The sequence below is a fragment of the Methylomicrobium sp. Wu6 genome (assembly GCF_035916875.1).
Classification (GTDB): domain Bacteria; phylum Pseudomonadota; class Gammaproteobacteria; order Methylococcales; family Methylomonadaceae; genus Methylomicrobium.
Map to the genome: position 1 here is coordinate 1 of NZ_JAXUHN010000066.1, position 19935 is coordinate 19935.

Consider the following 19935-nt stretch of genomic DNA (forward strand, 5'->3'; position numbering starts at 1 on the left):
CTTCGGAAGAAGGCTGGGATGAGGGGATCAAAATAAAGTATTTTTCCTTATTTTTGATCCTCCTCACCCCAACCCTCTCCAGCAGGAGAGGGAGCTTTCTTCTTAACTTAACGGCATTGATGTAAGGGGCGCCTATCATGATCAATATATCCAGGCATCCGAATCTGTGCGGCATAATACGCCGAATCGGGCCATCGACCGGAATTGCTGTTATTGCAAGCTGCGCATTGCATCAAGCGCGGCTTGTCGGTATCCTGCGTCGATGCAAATACATCTGATCTCGATAGGAAACCGAATGCCCTCTTGGGTACAGCAAGGCTACGACGAATACGCGAAGCGACTTCCGCGGGAATGCGAATTAATTTTGAAGGAAATTGCGCCGGGCAACCGCGGCAAGAACTGTGATGTTGCCCGGATCGTAAAGGACGAAGGCGACCGGATGCTGGCGGCGATGCCGACGAATTGTCATCCGGTCGTGCTCGATTTGGCCGGCAAGCCCTGGTCCACACCGGAACTTTCCGTGACTTTAAAACACTGGCTCGAAGGCGGCCGGAATGTCGCGTTGCTGATCGGCGGACCGGAGGGTCTGGCCGATGCAGTCAAAAAAACGGCGCGCGAATCCTGGTGTTTGTCGAATCTGACCTTTCCTCACCCTTTGGTGCGGATCGTCGTGGCCGAACAGCTCTATCGTGCCTGGAGCATTCTGAACCACCACCCCTACCATCGCGGATGAAAGCCCAAATCATTCTTGCATCGGCCTCGCCGCGCCGAAGGGAACTCTTGGATCAGATCGGCATCGCTTACGAGGTCTGGCCGGTCGACATCAACGAATCCCCGAAGGTCAATGAGGCGCCGGTGGACTATGTGCGGAGAATCGCGGCCGAAAAGTCGGAAGTCTGTCACCGCTTATCGGCGCATAGAGGATTGCCGGTGCTGGGGGCGGATACGGCGGTCATCTTGAATGGCCGCATCATGGGCAAGCCGAAGGACAAGGTCGATGCGCTGGCGATGCTGCATCGATTGTCCGGCCAAACTCATCAGGTTATGAGCGCGGTCTCGCTGCGGGGACGCACGCACGGCGAGGCGCTGAGCGTGACCGAGGTGACTTTCAGAGAGATCAGCGAACAGGAAATGTTGGCCTACTGGGCGACCACCGAGCCGGCCGACAAAGCCGGATGTTATGCAATCCAAGGACTCGGCAGCGTGTTCGTGCAAGCGATTGAGGGCAGTTTTTCCGGCGTGGTCGGTCTGCCCTTGTTCGAAACCGCCGAACTTCTCTTACAACAAGGCATCCAAATATTACATGAGTGAAGAAATCTTAATCAACGTGACGCCGCCCGAGACGCGCGTTGCGGTTATCGAAAACGGCATCCTGCAGGAACTGATCATCGAGCGCACCCGGCAGCGGGGGCTTGTCGGCAATATCTACAAGGGCGAGGTCTGCCGAGTGCTGCCGGGCATGCAGGCGGCATTCGTCGATATCGGCTTGCCTCGGGCCGCGTTTTTGCATCTTTCCGACTTGTCCAGCAAGGAGCTTGAAAAAAAAGGTTCCGAAAATATCGAGCATTATCTGTATGAAGGCCAGCATATCGTTGTTCAGGTGGTGAAGGACCCGATCGGCAGCAAGGGTGCGAGGTTAACCACCGAAATTTCGATTCCGTCGCGCTATCAGGTCTATATGCCTTACGCGAACAATTCCGGCGTGTCGCACCGGATCGAGTGCGAGGAGGAAAGGCTGCGTCTGAAAGCCTGCCTGGAGGCATTTCGCCAGGAGCATCATTGCGGCGGCTTTATTGCCCGGACCGCCGCCGAATGTGTCGAGGAAGTGGTGCTGATCGCCGATATGACCTTTTTGCTAAAACTCTGGGGCGCGATTTCGGCGAAAATTGCCGGTGCGAAGGCAAAACAGTTCATCCACAAGGACTTGCCGCTCAGCGTCAGAACACTGCGCGATTTGTATAAAGAAGGCATCGACCGGGTGCGGGTCGATTCGACCGAGACCTATCACCGCCTGGTTGAATTCGCAGAGGTGTTCGTGCCCGAAATCGTGCCGGTGATCGAGCACTACACGGGCGAATGCCCGGTGTTCGAAATCTACAATGTCGAAAGCGAGATTCAAAAAGCGTTGGACCGCAAGGTCAAGTTGAAGTCCGGCGGTCATCTGGTGTTCGATCAGACCGAAGCGATGACCACCGTCGATGTGAATACCGGCGGCTATGTCAGCGGTCGCAACCTCGAAGAAACGATTTTCAAGACCAATCTCGAAGCGGCGCAGGCGATTTCCCGACAGCTCAGGCTACGCAACCTCGGCGGCATCATCATCATCGACTTCATCGACATGCAGGGCGACGAACACAAGCGGCAGGTGTTGCAGGCGCTCGAACGTCATCTGGAAAAGGATCACGCGAAAACCAAGATTTCCGAAGTCTCTGTGCTCGGTTTGGTCGAAATGACCCGCAAGAGGACGAGGGAAAGTCTCGAACACATCCTTTGCGAACCCTGCAAGGCGTGTGGCGGCCGCGGCGTTTTGAAAACGCCGGAGACGGTCTGCCTCGAAATCTTTCGGGAAATCATTCGCGAAGTCAGGCAATACAAGGTCAAGCAATTGCTCGTTCTGGCTTCGAACGAAGTTGTCGAAATGCTGCTTGACGAAGAAGCCGACATGCTTGCGGAACTCGAAGCGTTTCTCGGCGTACAGATCAAGTTCCGCGCCGAGTCCGAATATAATCAGGAACAGTATGATGTGGTTTTGTTGTAGGCCCAGGCTTCAAGGGGATGCGCAGTTGCGGCCGGGTTAGCGGCGTGATCCGGCCTTACCAAATCCCAAGTAAAATCGATCCGCTATTTTTACCCCTTGTTGACGGCAATAGCCTTTGAACTCTGTTTCCTGAACCCGCTTTTTTCATGATCCACCATATTACCAGAGCCACCCGGCACCTGATTTTCTGGAGCCTGATCGTTACCGCGTTGGGCATGACCAGCGTGCGTCTGGTCTTGACCAGTGTCGAAGGTTATAAGGCCCGGTTGGCGGCGCGGGTCGGTATGATGGTCGGCGCGCCGGTAAAAATCGGCAAGCTTGGTGCGCGCATGCGAGGTTTCAGTCCAGAGATCGTGTTGAACGATATTGACATCGCTTCGGTTACCGCAAGAAGGCAAAATGCGATCGAACTGAAAGAAATCCGTCTCGGCATTCATTTACTGCAAGCGGTTCTCAAACGAGAGCTTTTGGCGTCGTCCTGGGTCACGCTGGTGGGTGCGAAGCTGACAGTCAAACGCAATAGCGACGGTAAATTGAGCATCGCCGGATTGAATGCGAGTGAAGGCAATCCGCTGTGGCTGCTCGAAACCGGCAAATATGAAGTCATCGACAGCGACATTACCTGGCAGGACGCGCAAAGACGGGGAAGGCCGTTGACTTTCGAGTCGGCCGATTTGGCTCTGATCAACGAGAACGAGCATCATCGTATCAACGTGCTGATGCGGTTACCGGAGAAATTCGGCAAGTCACTCCGGGTGTCGCTGGATTTTACCGGGGATATGTTCGATTTAAAATCGCTCCAGGGCCGCGCGTATATCGAAGGCAAAAGTCTGAATCTACCCGAATGGGTCACGCTCGACTTGCCGCTGGCGATCACCTTGGCGTCCGGGCGCGGCGACCTGAATATCTGGAGCGATTGGCAGCAGGAGCAAGCGACTGCGGTGGCGGGGCAGGTCAAAATCCATGATTTGAAATTGAAGCAGCCCGGGCTGGGTGCATTCGCGGCCGGACAACTGCAAAGCCGGTTTCAGTTGAAGTTGAGTGAAAAGCACTGGCGACTGGATATCGATGAATTCCGACTGACGACGCAGAACGGCGGCGAGATCAAAATCTGGCCGGATGCGGTATTCAGTGTCAAAGGCGCGGGCGATGCGGAGAAAGCGATGCGGCAGATCGCACTGTACGCCGAGCGCCTGGATATACAGGAAGCTGCGTTGCTGGGGCGGTTTTTGTTGCCGCCTGACGATGTCACGGGGCAATTTTTACGAGATACCGGTCTGAAAGGCGAGCTTCGGGATTTTTCGTTGTTTGCGGATACCGATCAACAATCACTGTCGGTCAATGGCGGGTTCAGTCATGTCGGTATCGCCGCGTCGGATAGGCTGCCCGGTTTCGAGAATCTATCCGGGCGGATTCAAGGCAATCGCGGGCGGGGAACGCTCGTTATTGCCAGTGACGATGCAGTGTTCAGAGCGCCGGATCTGTTCCGCCAACCGCTGCCGCTCGACCGTGTGCACGGCATTGTGCAATGGCTGCAAACGGATGATGCCTGGTCCGTCGACAGCCCTTTGCTAATGCTGGAGTCGCAGGGGTTAAATGTGCAAACTCGGCTGCATCTTGCTGTTCCGAACGCGGATGGCAGTCTTCCGTTCATCGATTTGCAGGGCGTGTTTTCCTGCGCCGACATGAAGGCGGTCAGCCGCTATTTGCCGGCCAGAATCATGCGGCCCGATGTGGTGGACTGGCTTGATCATGCGTTTGTGCAGGGCAACGTTCCGAAGGGCCGACTTCTGCTGCACGGTAATCCAGCCGATTTTCCGTTTACCGATACCAATGGCGTTTTCGAAGCCATATTCGATACCGAAAACATGGAGCTTGCCTATCTGCCGGACTGGCCGAATTTGACCGGCGCGTCGGCGGAAGTCGTTTTTAATCAGGATGGCTTGAAGGCGGCTGTGCGACAAGGCTCGTCGTACGGCGTGACGGTGAATAAAGTGGATGTCGATATTCCGCACCTGAATGCTACCGCAAATCTGCAGGTCAATGGCAAGCTGGAAGGCAAAATCAGCCAGGCGCTCGAATTCGTCCAAAACTCCCCGTTGGCCGCGCGTGCGGATGCGTTATTGCAGGTGGCCACACCTCAAGGCAATGCCAAAATTGATCTGGATCTGCAAATTCCGATGCGGCAGGGAGGCCAATACAAAACCGATGTGACCGCGCACTTCGAAAATGCCGAGTTACGCCTGAAATCTCCGGATTTGCCGGTCCGGCAGGTAAGAGGAAGGATCAAATTCGACGATAAGGGAATGTACGGAGAAAATCTCGGCGCGGATATGCTGAATCACCCGGTCAAGGTCAGTCTTGAAACTGTCGATCAGCAGACCCGGTTGAATGTCGATGGGCGTGTTGACATTGGCGATCTGCGTGCTCAATTCGGGATGCCATGGCTCGATTTTGCGCAAGGGGAGACGGCTTATCAACTGGCCTTACGCTTGCCGCATCCGGAAGGCAGGCTGATTTTGTCGATCCGGTCCGATCTGGACGGCGTGCAGCTCGATTTGCCGGATATGTTGGCAAAGCCGGCAAAACAACGAAGGTCCTTGATGTTGGCGTTCGATTTGACCGATAAAAATATTTTGCCGGTCGAACTGAGCTATGGCGACGATTTTAGCGCGGCACTCAAAATCGATTTAAACAAACAGCTTATCGAATCCGGACATGTATTATTGGGCGCTGGCAAGGCAGAACAGCGTAGCGAGCCCGGCTTGAAGCTGGAAATCAATCGTGAAAAATTGCAATTGGAGGACTGGATCAAAATGGCCGGCGCAGAGACATCGGAGCATGGCGCAAAAGTAGAGATCAGGCAGCTCAATGTGCATGGCGATCAGGGTTTCTGGCAACAGGCCGAACTGGGCCCCTTCAATCTGAATTTGCAGCGCGCTGGAACGTTTTGGGAAGGCAGGATCGATAGTCCGATTCTTAATGGCCGGGTCAAGCTGCCGGCCGACTTGAGCGGGCTCGACAGGATCGACTTGAAGCTGGACCGGCTCGATGTATCCGCGCTGGCGAACATCAAAATGGAAAAGGGCGGCCGGGACGGCGTATCCGATTATTTCCCGTTGCTTTCGGTCACCAGCGAGAAAACCTTCTGGAAAGAGGTCGATTTGGGCCGCTTTGCGATGAATACCGAACGCATTCCCGGCGGTTTGCTGTTCGACCGCTTCGTATTGCAGGGCAAGGATCAGAAATTGACGCTGACCGGCGACTGGAAGATTACGGGCGGTAATTCGCAAACCCAAGCCAAGGGTCGTCTGGAACTGATCAATGGCGGCGAGCTGTTTGACCGTCTCGGCATCAGCAAGGATTTGACCGATACCAGCGGTGTGGTCGATTTCGGCCTGAATTGGCAGGCGCCGCCTTACCGGTTTGCGCTGGCGGATTTACAAGGCTTCGCTGATGTTGATTTCAAGAGCGGACGCATCCTGAGCATCGAGCCCGGCTTCGGGCGGGTGCTTGGCATTCTCGCGATGGCGCAGTGGCTCAAGCGTCTGCAACTGGATTTCAGCGATGTGTATCAGGAAGGCCTGACTTTCAACAGTATCAAGGGGCGTTTCAATCTTGGAAACGGCAAGGCGGTGACCGATGATTTGATCGTCGACGCGGTGCCGGCCAAAATTTCAATCAGCGGACAAACCGATTTTGTGAATCGGACCGTCGATCACATCGTGAACGTGGCCCCAAAAAGTGCCGATGCGGTGCCCATTGCTGGTACAATTATGGGCAAGTTCGCGGCATTGATCGATAAAACGATCACCGGAACCGAGCATGAAGGCTTTTTTTTCGGCTCGCAATATCTGGTCAAAGGCGGTTGGGGTAATGCGGAGATTCACGCAATACACGAAAGGGAAGGATTGCTGCAGAAAACCTGGAGCGGAATCACCGACTTTCCTTCGCTGCTGAAAAATAAAAAATAACGAGAGAGGAATGAATGAGTAAATGTGCGGCCATACAGATGGCGTCCAGTCCCAATGTCGGCTCCAACCTGCTGGAAGCCGAGAAGCTGATCGCGGAAGCGGCAAAAGCCGGCGCGAAGCTGGTCGCGCTGCCGGAAAATTTTGCGCTGATGGGCGAACATGAATTGGACAAAATCCGTATCAAGGAAGTCGACGGTCACGGGCCGATACAATATTTTTTATCCGAGACCGCCGCGAAATATGGCGTCTGGATCGTCGGCGGCACGATGCCTATCGCCGGCGATGCCGACAATAAGGTCAGAGCCTCCTGTTTGATCTATAACGAACGCGGCGAACGGGTTGCGCGCTATGACAAGATGCACCTTTTCGATGTCAGTGTGCCCGGCACCAACGAAGTCTATCGAGAGTCCGACTCGATCGAGGCCGGCGGTTATCCGTTGGTTTTCGATACCCCGTTCGGCAGGATGGGTGTTGCGGTGTGTTATGACCTGCGTTTTCCGGAGTTTTTCCGGGAGATGGCGCGGATGGGCATGGAAATTCTGGTGATTCCTTCGGCTTTTACCGCCGAGACCGGCGCCGCGCACTGGGAACTTCTGTTGCGCGCCCGCGCGGTCGAAAACCTATGCTACATTATCGCGCCGAATCAGGGCGGCTTTCATTTGAACGGCCGCAAGACCTTCGGGCACAGCATGATTGTCGATCCGTGGGGCATGGTGCTGGATTGCTATAAAACCGGCGGTGGCTTTGTCGCGGCCGAAATTGATCTGGAACGCCTCGAAAAAGTCCGCACGGCGTTTCCTGTTTTACAACACCGTCGATTCATTTAGGTAAGGGCATGCGGCTGCGTTTCAGCTATTTTTTTTCGTGTGCGTTGCTGGCGGCCTGCACGTCCGACGGCTCGCGCTATCGGGACACTTCGGCGCTCGAGAAGCCGCCGACATTGGTGGTCGAGAAACAAGAAGCGGCGGCTGATGCGGAAGGGCCTGAAAAGGCCGAAGCGGAAAAGTTGCCGGAAGATGCCGCATCAACCTCCAGTAAAGATAAGGAAGATGCTGCCTCAACCTCGGGTGAGGACCAGGAAGATGCTGAGCCGAAGGCCAAGAAAGGCCTGGGCGATGGGGTGGTCTCGATCAGCGGCGCGAGGCCGTTGGCATTGACAATCAAACAGCCCTTCGACGTGGCCTGGAATTCACTGAAACGGGCGCTTATCCAAAGCGGTATCGAAGTGACCGACCTCGAGCACGACAAGGGTAAATTTTATGTCAGCTATGATGCGGATAGCTATACCTCCGAACACGGCTCGTTCATCGAAAAATCGGTCGGTTTGTTCAGTGACGATTATGCCAAGCAAGGCTATATGCTGGCGCTGACGGCCGAAGGCTCGGCAACGAAAGTGACTGCCGTTCCGGTCAAGGATGCGGAGTACCGGAAGCGGACCGATCATGATGACGAAGAAGCCGTTGCCGCTGATGTCAGCGATGCCGCCGATGCGGATAAACCGACTGATGGCGTCGATAAATTGTTAAGATCACTCTATTTGACGTTGAAGGACGACTTGCGTGAAAACTGATGACTCGGCATTGACCGTGTGTTCTTTTAATCCAACTGAACCGTTTTGATGGCATTAATTACCCTGGCCAAACAGGCCATCTTGAGGCCTTCCGGTATTACCGAAAGCGAAATCGATATGATCATGAGCCGCCTGCTTTCTTCCAAGGCGGATGCGGCCGATATTTATTTTCAATCCACTCGCGCCGAATCCTGGGTCATGGAAGGCGGCATCATCAAAGAAGGCAGCCATAATATCGCGCAGGGCGCCGGTGTGCGCGCTGTGTCCGGCGACAAGACCGGCTTTGCTTACAGCGATCGAATCGAACTGCCGGTCTTGTTGGAGGCGGCGCATAATGTGAAGGCGATCGTGCGCCAGGGGCAAAATGCAAGCGCGGGGTTGACCCTGCCGGCTAAATGGCCGTCTTACTACGCGCCGATCGACCCGGTCAAATCGCTTGAAGATCGGCAGAAAATCGACTTGTTGCAGAGGGTTGAAAGCGAGACGCGCAAGCTGGACAGCAGGATCGAAGAAGTGATCGTCAGCCTGGTCGGCGTCCATGACCATATCCTGGTCGCGGGTCAGGACGGCTCGCTGGCCGCCGATGTGCGGCCTTTAGTACGGATGAACGTGACGGTCATCGTCGTGCAGGACGGTCGCCGCGAACAGGGCAGCATGGGTGGAGGGGCGCGTAACGATTACCGCTATTTCATCGAACAGGATCGAGCGCTCGGTTACGGACGGGAAGCGGTCCGTCAGGCCTTGGTAAACCTCGAAGCAATCGATGCGCCGGCCGGCAATATGACCGTCGTATTGGGACCGGGCTGGCCAGGAATTCTGCTGCATGAAGCGATCGGTCACGGCCTGGAAGGCGATTTCAATCGCAAGGGCACCTCCGCGTTCAGCGGCCGGGTCGGCGAGCGGGTTGCCTCCGAGTTATGTACCGTAGTCGACGACGGGGCCTTGCCGGGCCGCCGCGGCTCGTTGAGCATCGACGATGAAGGTACGCCGACCGAACAAACGGTGCTGATCGAAAAAGGCATCCTGAAAGGCTACATGCAGGACAAGATGAATGCGCGTCTGATGGGTGTCAAGCCGACCGGCAACGGCCGCCGCGAATCGTACGCGCATGCGCCGATGCCGAGAATGACCAATACCTACATGCTGTCCGGCCCGCACAATCCCGAGGAAATCATTCGCAGCGTCGAAAAAGGCATTTACGCGAAAAACTTCGGCGGCGGCCAGGTCGATATTACTTCCGGCAAGTTCGTCTTTTCCGCCAGCGAAGCCTATCTGATCGAAAACGGCCGAATCACCCGCCCGGTCAAAGGCGCCACCTTGATCGGCAACGGTCCGGACGTATTGACCCGTGTATCGATGGTCGGCAACGATCTGGAACTGGATTCGGGCGTCGGTACCTGCGGCAAGGAAGGGCAGAGCGTGCCGGTCGGCGTCGGCCAGCCGACTTTGAAAATCGACGGCTTGACCGTCGGTGGCACCAGTGTTTAATCCCGTAGGCCGGGTTTACTCTAAAGGGCATAAAAGCGTAGCGTAACCCGACGACTATCTCAAAGAGTCTCATATTTTGCAAAATCAGGATCAACTCAACGAATTGAAGGCGATCGTCCAGTCCTTGCTGGACGAGGCGATCAGGCAGGGCGCCAGCACCGCGGAAGCGGGCCTCAGCCAGGAAAACGGCCTGTCGGTGACGGCCCGGATGGGCGATGTCGAAACGATCGAACATCACCGCGATCAGGGTCTTGGCGTGACGGTCTATTTCGGTCAGCGCAAGGGCTCCGCGAGTACCACGCATCTGTCTCCCGAAGCGATCAAAGATACCGTCGCGGCCGCTTGTAGCATCGCCCGCTACACGAATGCCGATGACTATGCCGGATTGCCCGAACGGGATCTGTTGGCAACCGAGTTTCCCGATCTCCAACTGAATCATCCCTGGGCTATCGATGCGGAAGCCGCGATCGCGATTGCGATCGAGTGCGAGGATGCCGCGCGCGGCTACGATCCCGAAATCAGCAATTCGGAAGGGGCCAGCATCAATACGCATCAGGGCGTCCATGTGTTGGGCAATACGCTTGGCTTTCTGCATGGCGCGATGACCACACGGCATTCGTTGAGCTGTTCGGTCCTGGCCGAACGCGGCGGCAACATGCAGCGCGATTACTGGTACAGCGTCGCGCGGAATCCCTTGGATCTGGAATCGGCCATCCATGTCGGCCAAAAAGCCGCGCAACGCACGTTGAGACGGCTCGGCGCGCGCTCGTTGAGTCCACGGCAGTGTCCTGTGCTGTATGCGGCGGAGGTCGCGTCCGGCCTACTCGGTTCGTTTATCGGCGCAATCAGCGGCAGCGTGCTGTACCGAAAATCCTCGTTTCTGCTGAATTCGCTCGACACGCAAATCTTTCCGGAATTCATCCATATCCACGAACAGCCGCATCTGATCGGCGCGCTCGGCAGCGCGGTCTACGACAGCGAAGGCGTAGCGACCCGTCCGCATGACATCGTTAGCAATGGCATTGTCCGCAGCTATGTGCTGAGCACCTACTCGGCCCGGAAGCTCGGCATGAGGAGCACAGGCAACGCCGGCGGCGTGCACAACCTGATCATCGACCCGGGCGCTTTGGATTTTCAGGGGATGCTGAAGATGTTGGATACCGGTCTGCTCGTGACCGAATTGATGGGGCAGGGCGTTAACATGGTCACCGGGGATTATTCGCGCGGTGCGGCCGGCTTCTGGGTTGAAAACGGCAAGATTCAGTATCCGGTCGAGGAAATCACGATCGCCGGCAATCTGAAGAACATGTACAAGCACATCGTTGCGGTCGGCAATGATGTCGATCTACGCGGCAATGTCCGCACCGGTTCGATACTGATTGAACGGATGTCGATCGCGGGGGAATAATCCCGCAAAAGAGGTAGGGTGGATGCGCTACGCGTTTCTTCCCTACCTTGGGTTCGATCTTTTGGCCTACCGCGCCGCATTCAACCGCTTCACACACTCCGCAATTAACCGCGGTCCCTGATAAATCAACCCGCTATAAATCTGCACCAAACTAGCCCCGGCCGCGATTTTCTCTTCCGCATCGTCCGCGCTTAAAATTCCTCCCGCCGCGATGATCGGGCAGCGGCCATTCAATTCCGCCGACAGTCCGCGCACGACATGCGTAGATTTGTGTTTGACCGGCGCGCCGCTCAATCCGCCCGCTTCGCTTGCCAGCGGGTGCCCGGCGATTTTATCCCGGTCCAGTGTGGTATTTGTCGCGATCACGCCGTCGATCGCGAAGCCGGCCAGTAATCTGGAAATCTGCATAATCTGTTCATCACTTAAATCGGGCGCGATTTTGACGACGACCGGCACGTAGCGCAGGTGGGTCTCGGCCAGTTTGAATTGTTCTTCCTTCAACGCCGACAGCAGGGTCTTGAGCTCGTCGCCCTGCTGCAACTGGCGCAGATTCTTTGTATTCGGCGAGGAAATATTGATCGTGACATAGCTGGCCGAGGCATAGACCTTGCGGAATCCGATCAGATAATCATCGACTGCCTGCTCGATCGGCGTATCGAAATTCTTGCCGATGTTGATGCCGAGAATGCCCTTGTAATCGGCTTGGCGGACTTGGTCGACCAGATGATCCACGCCCAGATTGTTGAAGCCCATGCGATTGATGATCGCCTGATGTTCGGGCAGTCTGAACAAACGCGGCTGCGGATTGCCCGGCTGCGGACGCGGCGTGACCGTGCCGATTTCGATAAAACCGAAGCCGAGCGCCGCCAAGGCAGCGATATGATTGCCATTTTTATCGAGGCCGGCCGCGAGCCCGACCTGATTTTTGAAGGTCAACCCCATCACCTCGACCGGTTTGGCCTTGATTTCGGGATAAAGCAGGCGGCTGACGCCCGAGGCGGAAGCTATGTCGAGCAGTTTCAGCGTGACGCCATGCGCGGTTTCGGGATTCAGCTTGAAAAGTAACGGACGCAATAAAGGGTAAAGATTCATGCTGTACAAAGTCAAGTTAATGCAGGCTGGAAAATTGATAAGGCTCCGGGGCGACGCGCGGCGTGCGGTTCAGGATCAGGTCGGCGAGTAGTTCGGCCGAAGCCGGTCCCATCGCCAGACCGTTTCTGAAATGCCCGGCGTTGATAAACAAATTCTCAATTTCGGGATGGCGGCCGATATAGGGTACGCCGTGCTCGGTGCCCGGCCTGAGGCCCGCCCAGTGGTTGATGATCGGAAATCGTTTCAACGACGGCATCAACGCCAACGCAAAATTCTTCAGCTTGTCATGTATTTCGGCTGACGGCGTTTTATCGAATTGATCATGTTCGACCGAACTGCCGGCCAGAATCTTGCCGTCGCGGCGCGGAATCAGGTAACGGTCCTCATCGAGCACCATGTGCCGAAGCGTGTCGGGTTTCGCGTCAAACAGCAGCATCTGGCCTTTGACCGGCACGATGTCCGGGGCAGGAATCGGGAATAAACGCGTAAACAGTTGGCCTGTCCAGGCGCCGGCGCTGACGATCAACTGTTCAACCGGAAACTTGCCTTGCGCGGTATCGATTTCGGTAATCCGGTGTTGATGCGTGTAAACCGATTTCAGCTCGCACTCTTCGATGATCCTGACGCCTTTGTCGCCCAGATCTTGCCTGAGCGATTTGACCAGTCGGGGATTGCGGGCTTGGGCAATATAAGGCAGCCAGAGCGGATTTTCAGGTTGCGTGTTCAATTCATTGAAAAATGCCAGTCCGGGCGTTTCGTAACGAATCGAATAATCTTTACACCAACGGATTGCGGCTTGTATATCAGGGTTTTTGGAGATCAGCAAACCGCAAGGCGTCCATTCAGGGTCCAGTTGCGTATCTCTGATAAGCTGTTCCGCCAAGGACGGATACAATGCGAGGCTGCGGATCACCAATCGGGAAATCGCATCCGGCTGCCGCCAAGGATATAAAGGTAACAAAATACCGCCGCCAGCCCAGGAAGATTCCTGGCCGATCCGGTTTCTTTCGATCAGGGTGACGCGGACGCCGGCCTGATGCAGTTCTCTTGCTGTTAGCAGGCCTATGATGCCGCCGCCGATGAGGGTGATGTCGGAGTATCGGGTCATGAACAAATGGGGAGTGGAAGTGATCCGGGGGTGTCGATGATAAGGATGTCAGGTAAAAATGTTGGAATGCTTAATTCCGCTAAGTCAGATTGCGATAAGCGTCGACATTCCGGCATTGCTCACAAGACACAGGAGGCAAAATCCAAGTTCCAGGGATCGGGTACGAGGCTACCTTCCGCGGTCATGGATTCGGCAACTGCTTCTGCGTTGCCCTACCTCTGTCCATGGGTCGCCACTTTAGACGTGGGATCCATGTTGTCGATCCGCTTTCCGACGAGCGCGACGCGCTAGTTTCAAATATGACAAAAAAGAATTTAAGATGGGCAAAAAATAACGCTTTTCTCATTCAGAAAGCTGGCTAATTTATCATGATATTGATCTTTCGGTTTGTGAATTTGGTAGTGCGGTAGATGATACCGCTGAAAAAACTGGATGCCGATTGGACCGAAAACGCCGGATTTCAGCAAGATGCCAAATTTAGAAAGGGAAGCATTTTTTCGATGATTGTTGTTTGTAAGCAACATTGCGGGGTTCGGCAATGACCGTTAGTGTATTAGCACTTACTTTTTCGCTGAATATTTGAGCGGAATAAGCTCTAAAAAAGAAGTTGTCGGGGTAAAAAATTTATTTCAATCTTTGTTGTTTAAATCATACAGTCATCACATTTTGCTTGGCATTGTGTTATAACCAATTGTTTTTTATATGTAAAAAAAATATCACAAAAGCTTGTAATGAGTCAATATTATTGCTATGATTAATCTCGTAAGATCTGCTTTGTTGTTTCAAAGCAAAATTTTGTAAAATTACAACCTCATGAGGGGGAATCAAATGAGCAAGAAAATTCATACAACCGGCGTGATCGCGGCGGCGGCTTTGACCTTGGCGGGCGCTATCGCCGCTCCGGAGGCATTGGCTGCTTCAAAGGCGGAGCGTATTGCAGAAGCAGCAAGCAACAAAGCCGATGCCCTGGAAGCGCAATTGCAAGCGGTTCAAAACGAATTGGCCAGTTTGCGCGCCGAGGTCAACAAGCCTGGTTGCGACAACTGTGAAAAAGTTCAAGAGCTGGATCAATGGATGCAGCAAGTCAAATCGGCTCCTGTTAAAGTCGAAACCAAAGACAACATGGCTTTCTTCCGCGGCGGTTATGCGCGTTACGAACAAAAGAGAGGCGGTACATTGGATCCTTCGGGAAGCGAAGCTCCTTTTGGCGCTACCGTTGGCTCAATCGGTGGTCATGACGCTTGGTATTTCGGCGCTGGCTTCGATTTCAGCATCAACGACGATCTGTTCGGCTTGATGGACAACACCGAACTTTTGGCTGAATTGCTGATCGATTACCGGGAGCTTGGAACCAAGAAAGCAAACGGTCTATCTCCTCAAGAGACTGCGGTATTGGCTAGTTTAGGTGTAGACCTTCCTGTCGCCAATACGCAGAGCGCTACTGTCAATCAGTTGTCTTTAGCGGCTTCCCCGAAAATCAAATTCCTGAAGGGTAACAAATTTAGACCTTGGATTATTCCTGTCGGATTTGAATTGTCTATAATCAGCCCGCCATCCGATGCAATTACCGTATTGAATCCGGGCATGCAGTTTGGCGCCGGTGCGGATTATAATTTGTGGAAAAGCATCTACGTAGGCGCTGATGCCCGCTGGCATCAGGCCCTAGGTTCGGTTGATGGCGTGAACACCAATGGTCTTACTGCCGGCGGCTATATTGGTTTTGGTTTCTAAAAATACCTGGATTTACCGGTTGTTCAAAAAGGAGGGCTTAGAAAGCCCTCCTTTTTTTTTGCTTAAAATATTTGCCGATTGAGAAACACGGTAAATAGTGCACTTTCAACTCATTTCAGACGCCGGTTCGCCCTATTGATGCATGGCTGCCTTGGCCGGAATGCGCAACCCGGTGGTATCGGTACGATCTTTTAACGCTATAATGGCTTCCCGTATCAACCCTTAAAATCGTTATATCCCTCCATCGCATGTACCATCAAGGCATCAAAAAAACCATCATCCGGCGCCCCGTTGCTCAAAAACACCTGCCTATCGATGGTCTGCATCCTTTGCTCGAGCGCATTCTTTTGGCAAGGGGCGTGGTCTCGCCCGATGATCTCGATCGTTCGTTGGCCAAGCTGCCGTCGCCGTGGCTTTTGTCTGGTATCGAAAAAATGGTCGCGCATCTGATCACCGCGCTGGAACAGGATCAAAAAATTGTGATCGTGGCCGATTTCGATGCCGACGGCGCGACCAGTTGCGCCGTCGCGATCAAGGGACTGCGATTGTTCGGGGCCAAACGGGTCCGCTTTGTCGTGCCCAATCGCTTTGAGTACGGCTATGGCCTGACGCCTGAAATCGTCGAATTGGTCAAGCGGGAAAAACCCGATCTGATCATCACCGTCGATAACGGCATTTCCAGCATCGACGGCGTCAAAGTCGCCAAACAGGCCGGCATCAAGGTGTTGGTCACCGACCATCATCTGCCGGGGCATGAACTGCCGGCCGCCGATGCGATCGTGAATCCGAATCTGCCGGGTGACAAATTTCCCAGCGGCGCGCTGGCTGGGGTCGGCGTGATGTTTTATTGTCTGCTGGCGCTCAGAAGCCGGCTTCGGGAGACCGGCTGGTTTCAGGCCAAGGGCTTGCCCGATCCGAATCTCGGCCAGTTGCTCGATTATGTCGCTTTAGGCACGGTCGCGGATGTGGTCGAACTCGACCGTATCAACCGGACACTGGTGCATCAGGGCTTACTCAGAATAAGGATGGGCAAGGCGCATCCCGGCATCCATGCGCTGGCCGAGGTGTCGGGCCGCAAACCGGCCGCGCTGAACGCCGCCGATCTGGGGTTTGCGCTGGGGCCGCGTCTGAACGCGGCGGGCCGTCTGGACGATATGTCGCTGGGGATTCAATGTCTGCTCAGCGATAATCCGGAAGAGGCCAGGCAGATGGCTTTGCAACTGGATGATTTGAATAACGGCCGCAAGGAAATCGAAGGCCAGATGAAGCATGAGGCGATGTCGCTGCTGAATGAGATGCGTGCGCTCGATGAAAGCCGCCTGCCCGCCGGCGTTTGTCTGTTCGATGCGAGCTGGCATCAGGGCGTGATCGGTATTCTGGCATCGAGGATCAAGGACCGTCTGCACCGGCCGGTGATCGCGTTCGCGCCGGCGGGCAAGGATCAGATCAAAGGTTCGGCAAGGTCGATACCGGGCATTCATATCCGCGATGTGCTCAGCGACATCGCCTCGGCGCATCCGAATTTGCTCAGCAAATTCGGCGGGCATGCGATGGCGGCCGGCATGAGCATTGCCATGCACGATTACCCGCCGTTTGCGCTGGCGTTCGATGAAATGGTGCGGAAGCGTCTCGATGCAGTCGATCTGGAGCAAAAAGTCCTTTCGGATGGCGAACTCGGCGAGCTGGAAATGACCGTCGAATTTGCCGAGCTTTTGCAAAGTGCCGCGACGTGGGGGCAGGGCTTTCCGGAGCCGATTTTCCACGGCGTCTTCGATGTGGTGCAGGCCAGTATCGTTGGTCAGAAACATTTGAAACTGGTCTTGAAAAACGCCGGCGGCATGTTGATCGATGCGATCGCATTTTTTATTGATCATCCCGAACAATGGCTCGGTCTCAGATCGTGTCAGGCAGCCTATAAACTGGATATCAATGAATTCAGGGGCAACCGCAGCGTGCAGTTGATTGTGCAGTATTTAGAAAAAATCGCCTGACAAAGTTGCCTGTTAATAAAGATGTGTTGAGGAGAAAACATGATCAATTTTATTAAATCAAGTATCAAATATTTTATCGTCGGTATTTTGGCGCTGTTACCGATTGTAATCGTACTGCAAGTGTTGGTGTTTTTGGAATCCTTTCTGAAGGGTTTCTTTATCGATATTTATGGCTATTCAAACAATATCTTCATTACTTTTCTGGCTTTCACCATTTCTTTTGTTGCAATTGCCTATATCGGTTTTAGAATCACGGTTTTCGAAAAACTCTGGGTATTGCACCAGGTTGAGCGGCTGATCGAGCGGATTCCGATGATCAGAACGATTTACCGGGTTAGCAAAAAATTGGTGAATATGTTCGGCAGTCAAGAAAAAAGCGTGCCGAAAGACATCGTTTTTCTCGAATATCCGAAGGAGGGGCTGTGGGTGCCGGGTTATGTGACCAATCAAGTCGGTGAAATGCTAGTGGTTTATGTACCGACTTCGCCGAACCCAACATCCGGTTTTACGATCGTGGTGCATCAGTCCAAGGTCGTCAAATCGGCTTTGGATATTGAAGGCGTAACCAGTTTTATCGTCAGTGTCGGCGTGGATTTGCTGCAAAAGGAAGAATTCGAAAAACTTTCCAAGCTAAGCTAATGATCGGGGCGCGGAGGGATTACAGGAGGCCGCGTAGCGCGTTGCGGATCGTCATCCCTTTGGCGCCAAAATCAGGCGGTCTCGGGGGTGTTGAGCAGCCGCCGATTTCTGTCACGACCCATTCGTTGTCATCCAGGGTCAAATCATGCCCGCCCCCGGAATGGGTATGGAGTTCGATCTGCCATTTTTGCGCGATCGCTTCGGAGCATCCAGCGACTGATGCCCCTTCGCATCGGCATATCCCATAGCCCTATAATCGTCTGAAACCAAATAAGATGAATTAAGTGCTTCGCAAGAAGTTCGTTTGCAATCGTAATTCGATAAATCAATGGGTTACGCTACCCAGGTAACGCAAACGGATTTTCTGCTGGCCACTTAATAGCAATTCGATTTTGCCATCTTTTCCAGTCCTTGGGCGAACTCAAAAGACTCCTCGGAAAGTTTTTGTTTTATAAACAATGAACCGAATACCAACGGAATCCGATTTTTCGGCGTCAGATCGACATCGTATATCAACCGAGTGCTAGCGCCATCCGGAAGCAGGCGCCAGAGGCCATTTCCCTGCCGGAAATCGCCCCCTCCTTGCACAATGGTCATGGTAATGTCTCCACTGGGCAGAAGCCGGACATCCTGGATCCAATCGAAGCGCAGGCAGATGGCCAGAATGCAAAAGGCCGATTTAACCCCCATTCTAATTCCGCCATCATTAAGGTATTCAACGGAATCTAACTGCTTGATATCCGAGTTGAGTCGAGGAATATTTTTATAATCCATGAGAAGATCTCGGACTTTCGACACGGGGGCTCGAATAAGGGTTTCCGAGTGCATCATATACCGGCCCTGCTGTAGGGTGACCGAACTGTTCAGAACCTCGGCGCCATGACCTGCCAAGGGAAGACCGATCGCGACCAGGAGCAGCCACGCCGATCTTCGGGGCGGACAAATTGTGCGCATTTTTGAAAAAGGAGAGCATCCCGTTTGCCATCTCTTCCCGAAAAGGGCGAAAGGGCTTATCCAGAAATCACGGATCGTCGAAATGCCGACTGACAAACAGCAAATTAAAATAGCTATTTTAATCATTTTTATGGCCTCTCTATAAAGCAAGCTTTAACTGAAGCTTCTATTTAATTCAACATTTTTAAAATGTTTGTTGAGCAAACCCTCGAATTTTGCGATAAAAATTTGTATATGAAGATTTGGCGACGACTTCTCAATTAAGCCAATCGATAATTTTCTCCTGGCCGTCTCTAATGTTGCCCCAGTAGGGTTAGACCTTAGCAAGATAATTTGCTAAGGAACTGGAGTTCTTTTGTTCATGAAGAGATAATCGGTTATCAACCGGTAGGATTAATAACAAAGAAGCTCCACTTGGTAAAAGTTTACAATGAAATTTATACTTATGCAATATATATATTGTAAAAGATTTATTTATGTCATAAGAAGGCGGCATAAAACACAGGTAAAAAAAAGCTATGTCTGCATTAAAAGTTGAAATGATTTATTTGTCGAAGTAGGTCAATAAATCGTTATGGAGGAGGCAACCATTACCCATTTCTGATCCGGGGCATCATCGTCTTCAAAGTTCTGGGCCAACAGGTTGGGCGCTACCGGTAAGGTGTGATTGCTATGGGTTGTGGCTTTGTATCTTTTACGGGCTTTGGCACGCCAACCTTGGGTTTTCATGATCTTGGCGACGGTATGCCGACTGGCACGATGGCCTTCATCGTTCAGGCGCTTGGCAATTCTGGGCGAACCGGCGCGCGCTTTTTCATCCTCAAAAACCCGTTGCACTTCGGCTGCCAATGCCTCCCGTGTTTGACTGCGTTTCGAGGGCGGGCGTTTTTCCATTGATAATAACCGCTCCGCGAAACTGCCAAGAGGCGGCACATCAAATCCACTGAAAATTGTTGTTCATGTTGCTGAATCATGGCGTACTTCTCGGCAACCGCTCCTGCGGTGCCCTACCTCCCGCATCCATGCAGTCGACCGGGGTTGCTTCGCGAAGTACGCCGCTTTTTTTAAAAATGCGACCTCTTCTTCCAGGCGTGCATTCTCATGTTTAAGTCGCGCAAGTTCCGCTGGTTATAGCTTTTGATCTTCGAAGGATTGGCCCGTTTGCCGGCTCTTGGCTTGCCATCCATACAACATCGATTGCGCTATGCCTAAATCCTTCGCG

15 protein-coding genes are annotated in these 19935 nt (G+C 53.6%); 11 read left to right on the top strand and 4 right to left on the bottom strand.

Translation table 11 applies throughout. The features are described from left to right. The first annotated feature begins 262 nt into the window (after nt 1-262). From rlmH to pmbA, 8 genes are all read left to right on the top strand, one after another. Nucleotides 263-733 carry a 23S rRNA (pseudouridine(1915)-N(3))-methyltransferase RlmH gene (gene rlmH / locus U2W12_RS07680; RefSeq protein ID WP_326500086.1) on the top strand — a complete coding sequence of 157 codons (471 nt, stop codon included), beginning with the start codon at nt 263-265 and terminating at the stop codon, nt 731-733. Further along, a complete protein-coding gene (locus U2W12_RS07685; protein WP_326500087.1) occupies nt 730-1311 on the top strand; it encodes a Maf family protein in 582 nt (193 codons plus the stop codon). Before rlmH ends, U2W12_RS07685 begins: the two co-directional genes overlap by 4 nt. Beyond that, entirely contained in the window at nt 1304-2758 is a 1455-nt protein-coding gene (rng, locus tag U2W12_RS07690; protein WP_326500088.1) for a ribonuclease G, read from the top strand. Before U2W12_RS07685 ends, rng begins: the two co-directional genes overlap by 8 nt. A 146-nt stretch (nt 2759-2904) precedes the next feature. Further along, nucleotides 2905-6732, top strand: coding sequence for a YhdP family protein (locus U2W12_RS07695; protein ID WP_326500089.1), 3828 nt, complete (start codon nt 2905-2907; stop codon nt 6730-6732). A gap of 14 nt (nt 6733-6746) precedes the next feature. Next, nucleotides 6747-7559 (top strand): carbon-nitrogen hydrolase family protein, encoded by an 813-nt coding sequence (locus U2W12_RS07700; protein ID WP_326500090.1) that lies wholly within the window; start codon nt 6747-6749, stop codon nt 7557-7559. Between the two features lie 8 nt (nt 7560-7567). Further along, nucleotides 7568-8302 (top strand): outer membrane protein assembly factor BamC, encoded by a 735-nt coding sequence (bamC, locus tag U2W12_RS07705; protein WP_326500091.1) that lies wholly within the window; start codon nt 7568-7570, stop codon nt 8300-8302. A gap of 48 nt (nt 8303-8350) precedes the next feature. Next, nucleotides 8351-9790 carry a metalloprotease TldD gene (gene tldD / locus U2W12_RS07710; RefSeq protein WP_326500092.1) on the top strand — a complete coding sequence of 480 codons (1440 nt, stop codon included), beginning with the start codon at nt 8351-8353 and terminating at the stop codon, nt 9788-9790. Nucleotides 9791-9866: 76 nt separating this feature from the next. Further along, on the top strand, nt 9867-11198 hold the full coding sequence (pmbA, locus tag U2W12_RS07715) for a metalloprotease PmbA (protein ID WP_326500093.1): 1332 nt from the start codon (nt 9867-9869) through the stop codon (nt 11196-11198). 66 nt (nt 11199-11264) lie between these two features. Here the strand turns inward: pmbA and U2W12_RS07720 are convergent, their stop codons facing one another. Then, entirely contained in the window at nt 11265-12290 is a 1026-nt protein-coding gene (locus U2W12_RS07720) for a quinone-dependent dihydroorotate dehydrogenase (RefSeq protein ID WP_326500094.1), read from the bottom strand. A 16-nt stretch (nt 12291-12306) separates the two neighbouring features. Further along, nucleotides 12307-13398, bottom strand: a complete 1092-nt coding sequence (gene thiO, locus U2W12_RS07725) for a glycine oxidase ThiO (RefSeq protein WP_326500095.1) — start codon at nt 13396-13398, stop codon at nt 12307-12309. An 828-nt stretch (nt 13399-14226) separates the two neighbouring features. Between thiO and U2W12_RS07730 the strand changes: the two genes are divergently transcribed. The 3 genes from U2W12_RS07730 to U2W12_RS07740 all read left to right on the top strand — a co-directional run bounded on the left by U2W12_RS07730 (nt 14227) and on the right by U2W12_RS07740 (nt 17759). After that, a complete protein-coding gene (locus tag U2W12_RS07730) occupies nt 14227-15129 on the top strand; it encodes a porin family protein (RefSeq protein ID WP_326500096.1) in 903 nt (300 codons plus the stop codon). A 248-nt stretch (nt 15130-15377) separates the two neighbouring features. After that, nucleotides 15378-17120 carry a single-stranded-DNA-specific exonuclease RecJ gene (gene recJ, locus U2W12_RS07735; protein WP_326500097.1) on the top strand — a complete coding sequence of 581 codons (1743 nt, stop codon included), beginning with the start codon at nt 15378-15380 and terminating at the stop codon, nt 17118-17120. A gap of 39 nt (nt 17121-17159) precedes the next feature. After that, nucleotides 17160-17759 (top strand): DUF502 domain-containing protein, encoded by a 600-nt coding sequence (locus U2W12_RS07740; protein WP_326500098.1) that lies wholly within the window; start codon nt 17160-17162, stop codon nt 17757-17759. 375 nt (nt 17760-18134) lie between these two features. On the opposite strand, the gene U2W12_RS07745 is transcribed toward U2W12_RS07740, so the two are convergent. Together U2W12_RS07745 and U2W12_RS07750 are read right to left on the bottom strand one after the other, a co-directional pair. Then, a complete protein-coding gene (locus tag U2W12_RS07745) occupies nt 18135-18839 on the bottom strand; it encodes an SRPBCC family protein (protein WP_326500099.1) in 705 nt (234 codons plus the stop codon). A gap of 435 nt (nt 18840-19274) precedes the next feature. Beyond that, the gene (locus U2W12_RS07750; RefSeq protein WP_326500100.1) at nt 19275-19607 is read right to left on the bottom strand and encodes an IS3 family transposase; all 333 of its coding nucleotides are present in this window, start codon (nt 19605-19607) and stop codon (nt 19275-19277) included. Nucleotides 19608-19935 lie beyond the last annotated feature (328 nt).